Below are 13,631 nucleotides of genomic sequence, written 5' to 3' on the forward strand. Positions count from 1 at the left end.
CCCCCCCCCCTCCCCCGCCCTCCCCCCCCCCCCCCCCCCCCCCCCCCCCCCCCCCCCCCCCCCCCCCCCCCCCCCCCCCCCCCCCCCCCCCCCCCCCACGCTGTTTTATGAGATTTTCCAGATGCGTTGCTGTCTTACGCGGCATCTGGTGATGAGTGATTGGTGAGAGGGCTACTTCCGGGAGCTCTTTCCCGTCATGCCAAGATATACACCGATCACTACCATTGCGGCGATCGTCGAGATAATCCAACGCCACCAGTCGATACCTGGAGTGTTTGCCGAGTAGTGGAACAATCCAAGGATAAGATTGGCAATCGCGACGCCACAGACGCCGAGGACGACGGTGGCGATCACCGAGACGTTCTTAGCATCTTTGCGGAGGAAGCGGGCGAGAAAGCCGATGATCCCACCAAAGATGATGGTTCCAATGATGTTGCCCATTGTTAAATATCCTTTTCTGATAGGGGTTATCTGCAAAAGATTGCAGACGGCTACTTACTATACATTTCTAGGGAAAACTCGCATCTCAATAGAGCAAGTGTGCAAGGGTTTGCTGAAATTTTATTCGCGAAAATACCGACATGATGGCATAAAACGGCTAGAGAAAGTGTGCGGTTAGTCTACTTTGTCGGATTATTGGGGTGTACGCTCTGAGCTAAGTGGAATAATTCGCACCTGCATCGCCTTCACTTCTACGAACAAGTTACTGCCAGGATGCAAAGATAAATCCGCAGCAGCGCGCGTCGTAATAACCGAACGCACCACGTGATCGGTACCGATGTCAATACTGACTTCCACCCCGCTCGGTCCAGTATGAACATCTCGCACCTGACCGGCCCAAACGTTTCGAGGCGATCCAGCAGAGAGTTCTCGCCTAATAGTAACTGCCGTCGGATCAAATACGGCTGCAGCCCGAGGAGAATCCACAACCCCCTCCGTCATGCCATCAACACGCACCTGAGAGTTATCAGTATGCAACACCTGCCCGTCATAACGACCAACTTGCATATTGACTCCAGCAAAACGCGCTACAAAAGCAGTCGGCGGATGGGTGAGAATATGCTCCATTGAGCCCAGATCGACACATGCGCCATCTTCAAGAACGGCCACCTGATCGGCCAGCATCACCACATCAATCAGATCATGAGTCACAATCACCGTCGTTAAACCAGCAGTGCGCTCAGCGATAAGGGAGCGCAACGTAGCCGATGACGCAGAATCCAGGGCGGCGAAAGGCTCATCTAACAGAAGTAGCTGCGGATCAACTGCCAACAATCGAGCAAGAGCCACCCGCTGGGCCTGCCCGCCAGATAGCTGCCACGGGGCCTTATGTGCATAGGCAGATAACCCTACGGCGGCAAGCTCATGCTGGGCGCGCTCGCGAGCCGCTGAGGCGCTCATCCCGTGGCAGCGCGGGCCAAAAGCAATGTTTTCAAGGACGGACATGTGCGGGAAAAGCTGCGGAGATTGGTCAAGAAAACCGATCATTTTTGGGGCGTCCACCTGCGAATGCGGGTCAGTAATATCCCCAGCTAATAAACGGATACCAGTGGATTTGCCCGAACCATTCGGGCCGATGAGGGCAAGAGTTTGCCCCGGATTAACGCGCAACCTGTAGTCAACTCCGCGCTCGGGGACGCACGCATGCAAGGTGCAGCCGGCGCCGGAGTGCGAGGAGGCGACCAGCGCTTGTGAGATATGCGGATCGGATACGTTTGAGCGTGGCGAATCAGTGGCTGGCTGGCTAAGACCCGACGAGGTAGCCGCTGCTTGCGTGCGCGAAACTGCGTGAAGATCCTGCAAGCGATGAGAAGCCAAACGCGGGTTGAGAGCTGTGTTCGCCGCTGTATGCGGTACTGCATCTGATCTACGAGACGCAGTTTGCCGCGCCTCGTCTGCGGTCATTTCCCCCAGCTCATGCGAGACGGTTTCCAGTGCCTGGGATCTGGCTTGCGGGAATCCTGGTGTGGTTTGGGCTGACGAAAAATCGCCGGCTGCATCTGGCACGAATCCCTTGGGCGCGCGAAAACGTCGCATATTGCGCGCCTCAATAACCGTGGTGGCGGCAGTGAGGATTAATGCGATAACAATGAGCACGACGCTGAGGGCCAGGGCGCTAGGCGTATCCTGTTCCCGCTGAAGATACACCTCCAGCGGCAGTGTACGAGTAGTGCCCTGCATAGAACCGGCAAAGGTAATCGTCGCCCCGAACTCCCCTAACGAGCGAGCAAAACTTAAGGCCGCACCGGAAATAATGGAAGGTCCGAGCAGCGGAACAGTGATGCGTGAAAATTGGATCCAGCGTGAGGCGCCCAAACCACGGGCGGCATGTTCTAACTGAGAACCGGCTGTTTTAGCGGCAGTTTCTACCGTCATGACCAGATATGGCAAGGAGACAAAGACTTGGGCGATAATGACGGCAAGTGTCGTGAATGGGATATTAATGCCGAAGGCCGCTAAGGACGGTCCAAATACCCCGCGGCGCCCAAAAGTGGTCAAGAGTGCCAGACCAGAAACCACAGGCGGCATGACGAGTGGAACAAGGATGAAAGCGCGCAGTGGAGTGAGCCAGATGGGACGATGACCCTCACTTGCTCGCGCCAGGATTAATGCCAGCGGAGTTCCGAAGAGAATGCACCATATTGTTGAAACGGCACAGGTGCGCAGCGATAGCACTAGGGCTTCTCGCGAGGCCTCGGAACTCAAAATAGCAGGTAGTTCTGCCCACGGTACCCGAAACGCCATACCGGCAAGCGGGAGCAGTAGCACTCCGAAGGCAATTAATGCCGGAAGCCAAAACCAGTGAGGGATACCGCGTAGCTGTTTCATTGTGGAAATCCTCAAACTCGCCAGATCCATCAGGCGATGGGTCATAGATGGGTGACGGGCGGATAGTAGGTAAGTGGGTGGGGAGGTGGTGTGAGGTCAATGTGCTCATTGGCGTAACGGCTGAGGTGGGTGAGTTGCTGGGATGACGACTCACCCACCTGGTCGCTATTTGCCGTTACCAGTGCCAAACCCGTAGGTGGCGAGAATCTTTTGCCCCTCCGGTGAGGCGACGGATTCGAGGAAGGCGGCAGCCCAATCGCTATGTGTTGATCCGCTTAGTGCTGCGATCTGGTAGGAGGTTCCAACGTCCTCCATGCCGGGGATATCCACAATATCAACCTTGCCTTTTGCGAGGAGGGCGTCGGTGTAGTAAACCAGTCCAGCGTCAGCTTCACCGGATTCCACTTTGGTGCGCACATCCGTCACGGATTGTTCTTCGGAAACCGGCTGGAAGGTGATGCCTTTTGCTTTGGCTAGCTCCCCAGTGACGCGACCACATGGAACTTGTGGGGCGCAGACGACGAATTTTGTGCCGTTGACGGATTCCAAGTTAGTGATCTTGGCAGGGTTGCCAGTGGGAACGATCAGGCGCAAGGTGTTTTTGGTGAATGTAACGGGTGTTGGAGCGAATTCTTTGACTTTCGACATATTCTTCTCGTCAGCCGAGGCAAAGACGTCTACATCTGCGCCAGCCAGTATCTTTTCAGCAAGGGAGGAAGAGCCCTCGAAAGAAAAGTTCACTTTCACATGGGGATATTTTTTTGCAAAGACGTCTTGGGCGATCTGTGGGAAAGCGGTATTGAGTGAGGCCGCCGCGAAAACCGTCAGTTCTCCAGAATCTGTTGATTCGCTTGCTGCGGATTCGGTGCTGGTCACGGGGGCGTCGGTCTTTTCAGTGTTTTCGGTCTTGCCGCTCTGAGAGCATCCGGCCAGTGGAAGGGTTAACAAAAGCGCGCATGAGAGCGCAATCTTCCGAATATTCATCTGTATCTCCTGTGCATCGTAGGTCCCTAGGCGCCACCGGAGTGATGCGATTCCGGTGATAGGACGTGTGACGGTAGCTTTGTTCGCCCTACCGTAGCGATACCGCGATGCTAGCAGGATGGGGGCGGGATGTCGTGGCAATATCGCAGCGGAAGCGGTCAGCACGGCAAAGCTGCGGCGAACTCGCGCAATGGGTGCGAAAAACGTCGGAAAAATGAGAAATCCTTAACGGTAAAGTGATTAACCAGGGCGCTAAATGTTGCCAATACGGCTGAGTTACCAGCGTGAAGCTACCGGCATATTTACCCTGCCCAAACGCCACCCTAGAATGGGAGTATGACGATTACAGCCGCAGTAATAACAATTTCTGACCGATGCTCAACCGGCGAACGCACAGATATTTCTGGGCCGACGGCTGTGCAGCGTCTAACTGAAGCGGGCATTGAGGTCCGGCAGACCATGATTGTGCATGATGATGTGCGCGCTATCGCGGAGGCCGTCCAAACGGTGGCTCTCGATACTGTTGATTTTGTGCTCACCACTGGCGGGACGGGGATTACCCCGCAGGATTACACTGCGCGGGCGATGGATCCGCTGCTGCGTTTTGATATTCCGGGGATTGCCGAGGCGATTCGGATGTACGGGATGAACAAAGGCGTGCCGGGGGCTTTGCTTTCGCGCGGGCGCGCTGGCGTGATGGTGTTAGGGCCGCGCCGTATTTTGGTGGTCAATGCGCCTGGATCGGTCGGCGGGGTCAGCGATACTTTGGACGTGCTGCTGCCTATTTTGGAGCACACGATTGACCAGGTGCGTGGAGGCGATCACTGAGCGATTTCCCGTTTAAGCAGGGCAGATGCTGATCCGTCGGGGCTGGATTCTGCGTCTATAAATAATTCGGGTTAGGAATCTGAGGCTTATCTTCCTGCGTGGGAGGTAAGGGCGGCTGGTCGTTTGATCGGCTGCTGCGTCGGTGCAGATGGTAGGCAATGAGTGTAGGTAGCCGGCGGCAGGCGTTAAGCTGCCTGCGCGGGGAGATAGCGGTCATAGCAGGCAGTAGATGGTGTTCTCCTCTGACGCTACCACTGGTATTAGCACCATGTGGTGCCCTTGATTTTGGCTACTCGGTTGTTGAGTTGGTGCTTCGCTGGAATGGCGGGTAAGCGTAAAGCCGCAACGAGATGGCGTGAGGGGGCATAGCGCGCCAATTCTTATAGATGGTAGTCCCGCACGTCAGCCTGAGCACTGCCCGAAAGTAACGAGAAAAGGTAGGGTATGCATTGCTGCTGGTGGCAAAGCTGCGGCGCAGATGAGCGACTACTAGCGGAGGACCGCTAGGGGCTGCAGTCAATCACAGTGGGGAGATTCTGAGAATCCTTAGCTCATCGCCAGGATTGACGGTGCAACACTCCTCAGGAACGACGGCAAGTGCATCGGCACCCGCTAATCCGGTGACGAGGTGAGAACCAGATCCGCCGACGTGGGAGGGGCAAATAGTGGCGATCCCGTTGGAATAGCGAAGTTGTACGGGGACGAATTGGCGTCGGCCTGCAGGAGAACGCCATCCGATTTCCGCGCGGGCATATTGGCAGCCCGAATCGCTATCCATAGCCGTTGGCATACGAGCAAAGAGCGCGTCAATGATCGGGCGAACAAAGAGGCAGAAAGAGACCAGCACAGAAACAGGATTCCCGGGTAGGCATACGACGGGAGTGCGCCCAGAGGTTCCAGCCCAGCCGTAACCTTGTGGTTTGCCTGGTTGCATGGTTACTTTGCGGAATTGCCAGCCATGACGCAAACCGTGATGCTTAATGGGATCAAAAGCGCCCATCGACACCCCACCGGAGGTGATAATCAGATCCGCATCAATACTGAGAGCCTCGGCCAGCTCGTTCGGATTATCACCAACTCGCTGACAGAGCGGTTCGCCGCCCAGTTCGCGAATCAACCCGGCAAGCTGCACAGAATTAGAATCCGGGATTTGCCCTAAGCCGAGCTCTTGGCCTGGTGCGCACAGTTCGTCGCCGGTGGCGATAACCGCGATTCGGGGGCGGCGGCGAACCGGCACGTCAGCATATCCCACCGAAGCAAGGGCGCTTAGCCGTTGCGCGTTGAGTTGTTGCCCGCAGGGGATAACGAGCTGGCCGATCTCGATACTCTCCCCGCGCCGGCGCACGTTTAATCCGGCGTGTGGTGGGGCAAAAATCCGTACCTGTTGTGGCGCCTGGCTGGGGCCGCTCGGAGCGTTGGTGTCCTCAACTTTGACTACCGCGTCGGCCCATTCAGGTAGCACAGCGCCGGTCATAATGCGGCAAACGCGGATGGGGGAGTTGCCCTTTGCTGAGGATTCGGTTGATGGGTGTAGCTCAACTGCTGAGTAGCCGGTATCTGGCGCAGGGGTAGGAATCGAGCCGGTGTTCGGGCAATTAGGATTAGGCGAGCCGTCAGAGTCATTAGATTCCTCAGATCCGCTAGCTCCATCGGTGCTCTCAAGGTGGTCAGATCCAATCGAACCGGCCGCCCGATCACCATCCACCTGGCAGTCCCACGGCCCGCCTCCACGGAACTGTTCACTACAGACGGCGTATCCATCCATAGCGGAATTAGTGAAAGGTGGGACGGGAAAACGGGCATATATATCCTGCGCGCAGATACGCCCGAGTGCCTCACTGAGTGCAACATGCTCTATCGCCAGGGGAGATAACGCGAAAGTATCCAATAGTTCCTGGCGATAGGTTTCTGGGCTGATCGGTTCGGCAGGTGCGGGATTGTCCGAGTGGTTGGTGTTGGGCTGGGTGGCACAGTCGGTAGCGATGCTTGCATGGGCGGCAGAGGCGGCATGATTCGTCACTTCCGGATTGCCGGTATGTTTGTAAGCCGCATTAGCTCCGTCAGTTTCACCAATTTTGCCGCTTAAAGGGGTGTTTTCTGGGATCCTTGGCTGTGGTGATGAGTGCGGCTCACTCATGGTTTGTTTCCTCCCAGCCGGGGCGTACCCACTGGCCAGAGCGGCCGCCGTCTTTATGCGTGATAAGGAGTTCGCTGATGGCAGCGGAGCGATCTACGCCTTTGACCATATCAACCACGGCAAGTGCAGCAACGGCCGCCGCAGTGAGGGCTTCCATTTCTACTCCGGTGCGATCAGCAGTGCGAATTTGGGTGCGGATGAGGACGTGATCGTCTTTCAGGAGGCAGTCAACCTGCGCGCCATGAACCCCGATAGTGTGGGCGAGTGGCAATAGCTCGGGAACGCGCTTACACGCAGCAATTCCAGCGATGCGAGCTACTGCGAGGACGTCACCTTTGGGGACTCTGCCTTCGCGTAAGGCGCTCATAACCTCCGGCGAACAGTGCACCTTTGCCTGGGCGCACGCGGTGCGAACACTTGGTTGTTTGGCACTGACGTCAACCATGTGTGCTTCGCCGGTGTTCCTCAGATGGGTGAATTTCATCGAATATCCTTTCGCTCAGGCTGTGTTCCATCGTAGTGCGTGTGCTGCTTGGTGCTAGGTTGATACGGCGGCGCGGCACGTTGTCGATATGATCGGATAGGTTGATAGCAGATTGAACGATAACGTGCTCGATAGTTCGTGGTTAACGCAGGGCGACGGAGGATGGTAATGGAACGCGCAGAACATATTGGCATGGTAGGTGTCAGTTCATGCCCGCTCGTGACACAGCAGATTGCCGATACGGTACGTGATGATAGCGCTGGAGCGCTCGTCGTTTTTGAAGGGATTGTGCGTAATCACGATGCGGGTCGAGCAGTATTGGGGATTGAGTACAGCGGTCATCCCAGTGCGGCCGATGTACTGCGCGAAGTGGCTGGTGAGATAGCGCAGCGCCACCCACAGTGTCGGGTGGCTGTGGTGCATCGGCTCGGTCCGTTGCAGGTGGGCGAATGTGCGATGGTGGCGGCGGTGGCTAGCCCGCATCGCAGTGAGTCTTTTCGCGCGATTTCAGATCTGGTTGATACCGTTAAGGAGCGTTTGCCGGTATGGAAACGTCAGTTATTCCCCGACGGTACCGACGAATGGGTTGGTAGCGCGTAAGTGCCGTGAGTGCCACTGCGCAGTGGTGGGATTGATGGGTTGCGGTGCGGAATCAGCCGCCAATTTCAGACATGTACCGATCCGGCTGGACGAAATCGGGATCATCAATCCCGTGACCAGGTTTTTTATCCCACATTGCGCGTGCCCATAGGTCTGCGATTTCTACGTCGCTTGCTCCGGAACGCAGTGGAGTGCGCAGATCGGTTTCTGTACGGGCAAACAGGCAGGTGCGCATATACCCGTCGGCGGTAAGTCGCGTCCGGTCACAATTTATACAAAATGGCGCGGTTACAGAGGCGATAATGCCAACCCGCCCGCCAGGATGATCGGCTCCAGCGGCAACATCCCACAGGGTGGCTGGAGCGCTCAGATCGGTGCGCGGCGCTGGCGTGAGATCGAATTGTGCCCCCAATATTTCCAAAATCTCGTCGCGAGGAACGAGATTATCTCGCGACCAACTCTCCTGAGGGCCAAGTGGCATGTGCTCAATAATGCGCAACTCCGCCCCATTTTGCAGGCTGTATCGCAGTAGATCCGTCAAGCCGCTGTCATTTACTGAGCGAATCGCAACGGCATTGATTTTGATGGGGGAAAGCCCGGCGGCTCGCGCAGCGGTAATACCGCGGAAAACATCGTGCAGGCGGTCGCGATGGGAAATGTGGCGATACACCTGAGGATCGACGGAATCCATCGAAATATTGACTCGCTGCAAGCCGGCACGGGCGAGCGCTTCGGCTTTTTTATCTAAGCCAAGGGCATTCGTTGTCAGGGAAATATCCGGTTGTGTGCCAAGATATGTGCGCAAGCCGTGGGTGAAAGCAACGAGATCAACAAGGGATTTGCGCAGGAGTGGTTCGCCGCCGGTGAACCGAATTTCGGTGATGCCAAGCTGCTCAATGGCAATGCGGATAAGCCGCATGACTTCCTCGTCGCTAAGTGTTTCCTCGGTGGGCAGCCACTGTAGCCCTTCTGGTGGCATACAGTAGGAACAGCGCAGGTTACAGCGGTCCGTTAAGGATATACGCAGGTCGCGCGCTATCCGCCCCCACTGATCGACCAGCTCGCGGTATGGGCGAGACGGTATGCTGTTCACACTCATATCGCGAATTCTAGCCCACGAGTTGGCAGGGTTTCCTACCGAGATAGATCAGATATGATCTTTCCCAATATCACAGGAAAGCTGGAAGAAGGCACAGATGGATCGTTCGCCCGTCAAGCAGTCACATATACCGTATATGCCGCCTGCTAACCAGCTGGATGCGGTTATCGTGCTAGCCGGTGGGACGGCTCATCGGCTAGGTAGGGTCAGTAAACCGGAATATCGAGTGGCTGGGTATCGGCTATTAGATTTGGTCCTCGGTGAGATCTGTGCAATTGCTCCGGCGGCGCGGATTGTTGTCGTTGGTCCGCCGCAACTTTCTGTTCCGCCTGGGGTTATTCTGACGAATGAAGATCCGCCGCTGGGTGGCCCTTTGGCGGGAATTGCTGCGGGGGTAGCGGCACTCGGTGAGTTACCAGCAGATGGCGTCCTCGGGTTGGCAACGTGTGATGCTCCGCGTGCGATTGGGTGTTTTATTCCTCTGCTTGCCCGGATGGCTGGCAGCCCGCAATGCGCCGGAGCTGTGCCACGTGCCCAGGATCGTATTCAGTATGTGCATGGGGTGTATCGGTGGGCGTGGATACGTCAAGCTATTGAAAAAGAGTCACAGGTGGTGCGCAATGGCTCAATTCGTCAGGCATTCGCGCAGTTGCCCTTATGTGTAGTTGACTGTGATAGTAGCGATTTCACTGACGTTGATACCGTTGCGGACGCACAGCAGCTAGCTGAGCAAATTCGTCGTGGTGTATATGTTCCCCGACCAGTGAAATAGTGCGTTCCGGGACTTTCGCGCTCGTTGGGGACGTAATATCCTGGATCGTATCGTGTGGCTTTGCTCGCATAGCTGAGAGCTTCAATGATAGGGAAGCCCAGTAGTGGGCAGGTAGCCCGTAGTAGGTACATACTCGTAATGGTGCGGAGAAAGTGAGGGGTGAACATTATGGCACAGCATGACGTTCCGTTGACTGCGGCGGCGCTCTATTCGTCAATGGTGTCGCTTTCGGCTGCTCAGCAGGCGATGTTGACCGCCATTTCTCGGCATCGAGAGCACGTCACCGTCACGGAATTAGCTGAAGAATTAGATCTACATCCTAATTCGGTGCGCATGACGTTGGATTCGCTTGTGGAGTTGCGGCTGATTGATCGGGAGCCGATAAAAGGAGAGGGGCGTGGGCGCCCGGCTTGGGGATATTTTTCGCTGGCGCCGAGTTCGAGCGCATTTACTGCGGCATATTTTGTTGAGCTGACGAATTCTTTTTGTGACGCTATCCGAGAATATTCCCCTGATCCGGTGGGTAGTGCCCGCCAACTAGGGAAGGCATGGGCGGATCGGATCTTTTTGCAGCTTGCTCGAACGGCAGGTGGCGACGGGGCAGATACTGAGGCAGATTCGGACCATACACATCGTGTGGCTGCCATGCGGATGCTTTACTCATCAATGGGTACTTCAGCCTCGATTGATGACGATTCTTCGGCATTAGATCTGCACTCATGCCCTTTCGTTCATAACGGTAGTGTTGACCCGCTCATGTGTGAGATACATGCTGGGATGAGTGACCAAATGATGAAATTGTGGTACGACGAATCAATTGCTGCCACGCTTTATCCGCAATATCGCGACGGGGTATGTCGAATTCAGATGCGAGCGGTAACTGCGCCGTATAGCCCCCGTGCGGAGTAAATGTATGCCACGCTGTGGAACGTGTTTTACTCGATAGGGTAGGGCTGGTGTGACGCCGGGCCAATAGCGGCACGATAGTACCGACGTTCCGTGTGCGGCGGCGTGTCTTTCCAGCTTTCCGACGAAAATCTTCGTCTACCTTGGCATATCACGAAGATTGAGGATCACCCCAAAATCATCGCGACCGTGCGTAAAATTCCGGCAGCGGTCTGCTCTGTTCCGCAGCCTTATTCCACATCCCCAAAGGTCCACACCTCAGAATCACTACACGAAATACGGATCCATCCGGCGGCCGCATCTAGATCAACCGTCAGCCATTGGGCGCAATCGCTATCGTGATTACCTGGATTACCTAATTCAGGAGGGCAGTTGCTATCCTGCCTATCCGGTGCATCTCGCTCAGCGGGATAACCAGCAGGCGTGCCAGATGTGCCGGTTTCGCACCGCTGCGTGACCCGATAGCTGATCCGCTCATTCGTTTTCGACGTAACCTCAATGTGTGCATTAGCAATCCAAGGATGACGGCGGCGCACACCAATCAACGCCTGGTAGTGCCGATACATCCAGGCCCCAGCCGGAGAAAGTTCTGCGGGACTATCTGGTAGCGGGGCGCGAATCTGATCATCGGTCGCGACGCCATCGCCTTTAACCCCGCGAAATGCCTGCTCGTCACCTTGATAAATACTGGGCATACCGGGGACGCTAAAGACGATAGCGGTAGCAAGGGCAGCACCAGTATCCGTGAGCGTGGAAGCAATGCGGTCTACGTCGTGATTGCCGATAAAGGTATTCAACAAGGGCGGGTAGTAGCGGTGATCGCGCTGCCCGATCTGGTAGGCGCCTTCGGTGAAATCTGCGTGGCGCTCCAGGGCATGGGCCAGCTCCCACATATTAACGTCGGAAAGCGAACTCCAGATAGCTTTCCACAATTCGTACTGGGTAACGGAATCCAAATGTCCGTCGGCAATCAAACTGAGGTAATCACCGTGGATAATCTCGCCTAAGAAAAATGCCTGTGGAAAACGCTGGCGAACTCGGTCGGTGACGCGCCGCCAAAACTCATTCGGCACGGCATACGCAACGTCAAGCCGCCAGCCAGAAATGCCGCGCTCCAACCAATACTCCATCGTGTTGACGACGAGATCTTCAGTTGCTGGATTGCTGTGGTCCAGCTCGGCAAGATCTAAATGACCTTCCCAGTGTTGCGGGTAGCCATCAGGCGCTACCAGGACGGGAGAGGGCTCACCGGCTAGAGCGGCTTTCGTCAGTGGATGTTCCACTCCGACGTGGTTAAAAACGCCATCAAAAAGAACGTGCAATCCGCGCTCGCGGCACTGTGCCAGCAGCCACTCCAGATCCTCATTCGTCCCAAGCCGAGGATCGACGTGGAAATGATCGGTCGTATCGTAGCCGTGAGTGGTTGAGGCGAAGAGCGGCCCGAAGAGCAGCCCGTTACACCCTAAATCGCGCACGTAATCGAGCCAGTGGGATAAGCGGCGTAACCGGCCGGTCGTCCCGTCATCATGCCAATCGGGGCGAATGGGTGCGCCGAGAGCGCCAAGTGGGTAGATATGCCACCAGATTGCGTGTTCGTTCATGCCTCTCCTCGTCAGGGTATCTGACAGTATATAGAGTCACGGCGAGGGTGTTAGCGCAATTGAGCAGCTTGCCGTGCTGCCCCAAGGGCGACGTATTCCCGGGTAGGCGGAATCGTGACTGGCAGACCAAAGATCTGGGCGGCAAGGTGTCGAACCGCCTGCGACTGCGCTCCGCCGCCGATAAGAATAAGCTCGTGGAGGCTTACGGAATGTCGAGTGATACACCGGAGGGCGTCGGCCATGTGGTGCAGCAAGGCTTCGATAGCGGCTCGGGCGATATATGCTGGTTGGCTGTTTGCCAGGGTCATTCCGTGCAGTTCACCGCGGGCTTCGGGGAGGTTTGGAGTGCGTTCTCCGTCGAAATAAGGAATGAGTTTTAGCCCATTGGCATGAGGAACGCTTAGGGCGAGTTCGTCGAACTGGGCGTAGTCAACACCTAAGATGCGGGCCATGGCGTCAACAATTCGGGAGGCGTTTAGCGTGCAGACCAGGGGCAGCCAATGGCCGGTTGCGTCAGCAAATCCGGTGACTAAACCATCTGGATCGGCAATACTATGCTCGCTAACGGCACTAATGACGCCGGATGTTCCCAGGGAAACAAGGCCTTGACCAGGTTTTAGCCCAATTCCAAGAGCCGCTCCAGCGTTATCCCCACAGCCCGGCCCAAGCTGGATATGCCCCCATCTCTGACGCGGATCTCCGCTTCCGGCAACCTCCCACGGTGTGAGGATCTTCGGTAAAACAATGTCGTCAGCATGGGAACGACGTAGCGCTTGAGCGAGAAGATCGCGTCGGTAGTTTTGGGCGTCACGGCTGAGATAGCCCGTTCCTGAGGCGTCTGATCGGTCGGTAGTGAGCTGGCGGATGTCACCTGATCCGGCAATTTTCCAGGTCAACCAGTCATGCGGGAGGCATATTGCTGCTATTTTTTCGGCATTTTCTGGCTCGTTATCGGCGAGCCAGCGCAGTTTTGTGATAGTTAAGGAGGCAACGGGAGCGGATCCGGTGGCCTGAGTCCAGGCGCTAATGCCGTTTCCGTCGGGCTGATTTACGGCTAATTCCTCAATCAGCTCCTGGGCGGCGTGAGCGGATCGCGTATCGTTCCACAGCAGGGCGGGACGAATGACCTGTCCATGTTCGTCTAGGCAGATCATCCCGTGCTGTTGCCCGCCTATCGATAATGCGTAGACGTCCTCCAGTCCGCCGGCTTGTGAAACTGCCTGCTGGAATGCGAGCCACCAGTGGTGTGGATCAATCTCGCTACCGTCGGGATGTGGGGCTTTTCCAGATCGGACGATCTCTCCGCTGTGTGGATCGACGATGAGTACTTTCGTGGATTGCGTTGAGGAATCGACTCCGGCTACATAACGCGGTTTCACCCGTTGCCTCCT

The 13,631-nt window shown here is 56.3% G+C and carries 12 protein-coding genes; 4 read left to right on the forward strand and 8 right to left on the reverse strand.

The genetic code is table 11. The features are described 5' to 3' along the window. Positions 1 to 171: 171 nt before the first annotated feature. From ACLHIL_RS03710 to modA, 3 genes are all read right to left on the reverse strand, one after another. Positions 172 to 441 (reverse strand): GlsB/YeaQ/YmgE family stress response membrane protein, encoded by a 270-nt coding sequence (locus ACLHIL_RS03710; RefSeq protein WP_411296606.1) that lies wholly within the window; start codon positions 439 to 441, stop codon positions 172 to 174. 192 nt (positions 442 to 633) lie between these two features. Further along, complete coding sequence (locus ACLHIL_RS03715) at positions 634 to 2,829, reverse strand: ABC transporter permease (RefSeq protein WP_411296607.1); 2,196 nt, start codon at positions 2,827 to 2,829, stop codon at positions 634 to 636. Between the two features lie 165 nt (positions 2,830 to 2,994). Then, complete coding sequence (gene modA, locus ACLHIL_RS03720) at positions 2,995 to 3,813, reverse strand: molybdate ABC transporter substrate-binding protein (protein ID WP_411296608.1); 819 nt, start codon at positions 3,811 to 3,813, stop codon at positions 2,995 to 2,997. 336 nt (positions 3,814 to 4,149) lie between these two features. Between modA and ACLHIL_RS03725 the strand changes: the two genes are divergently transcribed. Beyond that, positions 4,150 to 4,641, forward strand: a complete 492-nt coding sequence (locus ACLHIL_RS03725) for a molybdenum cofactor biosynthesis protein B (protein WP_411296609.1) — start codon at positions 4,150 to 4,152, stop codon at positions 4,639 to 4,641. A gap of 520 nt (positions 4,642 to 5,161) precedes the next feature. Here the strand turns inward: ACLHIL_RS03725 and glp are convergent. Both glp and moaC read right to left on the reverse strand, forming a co-directional pair. Then, on the reverse strand, positions 5,162 to 6,778 hold the full coding sequence (glp, locus tag ACLHIL_RS03730; RefSeq protein ID WP_411296610.1) for a gephyrin-like molybdotransferase Glp: 1,617 nt from the start codon (positions 6,776 to 6,778) through the stop codon (positions 5,162 to 5,164). Further along, positions 6,771 to 7,262 carry a cyclic pyranopterin monophosphate synthase MoaC gene (gene moaC, locus ACLHIL_RS03735; RefSeq protein ID WP_411296611.1) on the reverse strand — a complete coding sequence of 164 codons (492 nt, stop codon included), beginning with the start codon at positions 7,260 to 7,262 and terminating at the stop codon, positions 6,771 to 6,773. The genes glp and moaC overlap by 8 nt, the downstream gene beginning before the upstream one ends. A 168-nt stretch (positions 7,263 to 7,430) precedes the next feature. Here moaC and ACLHIL_RS03740 point away from each other — a divergent pair, with 168 nt between their 5' ends. Further along, a complete protein-coding gene (locus tag ACLHIL_RS03740) occupies positions 7,431 to 7,862 on the forward strand; it encodes a molybdenum cofactor biosynthesis protein MoaE (RefSeq protein ID WP_411296612.1) in 432 nt (143 codons plus the stop codon). A 52-nt stretch (positions 7,863 to 7,914) separates the two neighbouring features. Here ACLHIL_RS03740 and moaA read toward each other — a convergent pair whose 3' ends face one another. Then, positions 7,915 to 8,961, reverse strand: a complete 1,047-nt coding sequence (moaA, locus tag ACLHIL_RS03745) for a GTP 3',8-cyclase MoaA (RefSeq protein ID WP_411296613.1) — start codon at positions 8,959 to 8,961, stop codon at positions 7,915 to 7,917. Between the two features lie 97 nt (positions 8,962 to 9,058). Here moaA and ACLHIL_RS03750 point away from each other — a divergent pair, with 97 nt between their 5' ends. Together ACLHIL_RS03750 and ACLHIL_RS03755 are read left to right on the forward strand one after the other, a co-directional pair. Then, positions 9,059 to 9,733 (forward strand): molybdenum cofactor guanylyltransferase, encoded by a 675-nt coding sequence (locus tag ACLHIL_RS03750; RefSeq protein ID WP_411296614.1) that lies wholly within the window; start codon positions 9,059 to 9,061, stop codon positions 9,731 to 9,733. A gap of 168 nt (positions 9,734 to 9,901) precedes the next feature. After that, entirely contained in the window at positions 9,902 to 10,642 is a 741-nt protein-coding gene (locus ACLHIL_RS03755) for a helix-turn-helix transcriptional regulator (RefSeq protein WP_411296615.1), read from the forward strand. Between the two features lie 227 nt (positions 10,643 to 10,869). Here the strand turns inward: ACLHIL_RS03755 and ACLHIL_RS03760 are convergent, their stop codons facing one another. Both ACLHIL_RS03760 and xylB read right to left on the reverse strand, forming a co-directional pair. Then, positions 10,870 to 12,240: an alpha-amylase family protein gene (locus tag ACLHIL_RS03760; protein WP_411296616.1), complete on the reverse strand. Its 1,371-nt coding sequence runs from the start codon at positions 12,238 to 12,240 to the stop codon at positions 10,870 to 10,872. Positions 12,241 to 12,290: 50 nt separating this feature from the next. Then, positions 12,291 to 13,619 (reverse strand): xylulokinase, encoded by a 1,329-nt coding sequence (xylB, locus tag ACLHIL_RS03765; protein WP_411296617.1) that lies wholly within the window; start codon positions 13,617 to 13,619, stop codon positions 12,291 to 12,293. Between the last annotated feature and the right edge of the window lie 12 nt (positions 13,620 to 13,631).

This window comes from Trueperella sp. LYQ143 (assembly GCF_046599595.1).
Taxonomy (GTDB): Bacteria; Actinomycetota; Actinomycetes; order Actinomycetales; family Actinomycetaceae; genus Trueperella.